The 1,716-nt window shown below is 51.9% G+C and carries 1 protein-coding gene; it reads left to right on the top strand.

The features are described 5' to 3' along the window. Positions 1–1,196: calcium-binding protein (locus QT974_RS34065; RefSeq protein WP_333472770.1), on the top strand; the 1,196-nt coding region annotated here is incomplete at its 5' end. Positions 1,197–1,716 lie beyond the last annotated feature (520 nt).

Below are 1,716 nucleotides of genomic sequence, written 5' to 3'. Positions count from 1 at the left end.
CCACACCAACTCCCACACCAACTCCCACACCAACTCCCACACCAACTCCCACACCGCAGCAACCTGACGATCCAGATTGCATTTGCGCGCAAATTACCTTACCCGGAATCAGTTTTCTTCAAGGTTTGAATCCGGTTCAAAACAACCTGGTTGGTGCCGATACAAACGACATCCTGACTGGCGGCAGCGGTGGCGACGGCATCAACGGGTTGGGCGGAGATGACGTGCTTGTCGGTTTGGCGGGGAACGACAATTTATTTGGCGGATTGATCAGCAACACTCCCGTTGGCGCTGCTGTCGATCGCGACTTGCTGTTGGGCGGCCCGGGCGACGACTACCTTAACGGTCAAGCTGGCTACGACACCATCTTTGGGGGTCAGGGTAACGATGCTGCTTTCGGTGGCAAAGATGATGACCTGATCTGGGGCGGACGCGGTTCTGACACCCTTGTGGGCGAAGAAGGAAATGACAGCCTCTACGGCGGTACTAACAGCGAGTCCGATCGCGATCGCACCGGCAACGACTTGTTAATCGGTGCCAAGGGCAATGACTACCTCAGCGGTCAGGATGCCTCTGATAGCATTGCTGGCGGTGACGGGGGCGATACTGCCCGCGGCGGCAAGGGTAACGATGTGATTTTAGGCGACTCGGGTAACGACTTGCTATTCGGCGACCAAGGCAATGACTCTCTCTGCGGCGGCGATGGGGATGACACGGTGTATGGGGATATTGGCAGCCCTTTGCCTGTTGGTGTTGCTGGCGGTCAAGACCAAATGTGCGGCGGTGCTGGCAACGATCTGCTGTTCGGTAATGAAGGCAGCGATACGATCGGCGGCGATGCTGGTAACGATACGATTCTGGGTGGTAAAGACAATGACAGCTTGCTCGGCGGTGCTGGCGATGACGTGTTGATTGGTGATGAGGGCGGCGATACTTTGGTCGGCGGTACCGGACGCGATTTATTTGTCTTGACATCCGGTCAAGGAAGTGATACTATTTCTGACTTCAGGAAAGGGGAAGATTTGCTGAGTTTAGCGGGAGGTTTGACTTTCGCTCAACTGAGTATTAGCCAAGGCAATGGCGCAACCTCAATCAGAATTGCTAACTCTGGCGAACTGTTAGCTGTTTTGAATGGGGTGTCGCTGAGTGCGATCGCTCCGTCGGATTTCGTTCAATTTTTGCCGATAGGTAGTTGAAAGCAAAAGTCTGTAGGTTGAGTTAACTCAACTCAATCTACTGTGCTTCCAGAGCGATCGGGCCCGCATCGCCACGGGCCCCCGCAACGGTCGAAATCCCAGCCGCTCCCACAGACTATTTATAACCTAGAAGCCACAGCCTAAAGGGCTGAGCTGTCCGACTGCAAAATTTCACTGGGAAGAAGTGCGATCGCACTAATAATTAACGATCGCAATCCTCTAAATGGATTTTGAACGATCGAGAAAATCAGTCAGGATGCACAGCGTGTTCGATCTGCCGAAATTAGTATTTTACTCAATACAAAACTGCGGTTAATTCCGGGCAAACACTGACATAAAGATTTAGACCCGTATTTTTGCCAGAGATTAGTTGGATTCTATAACCTAGGTAAAAATCTCTCGGTTTCGCAGGCTGGTTATATCAATTCCGTCTAGCCGAGGAATCATTCATATCTCTTCTCTCTCTGTGTCAAGAGCGTCAAGAGCGGTTAAATCACCTGACGATACAACCGGAATTAAT

It is taken from the genome of Microcoleus sp. BM001215392 (genome assembly GCF_036700185.1).
Lineage (GTDB): Bacteria > Cyanobacteriota > Cyanobacteriia > Cyanobacteriales > Microcoleaceae > Microcoleus.
The sequence above is the reverse complement of the archived record's forward strand: the minus strand, read 5'-3'. Positions and strand labels throughout refer to the sequence as shown.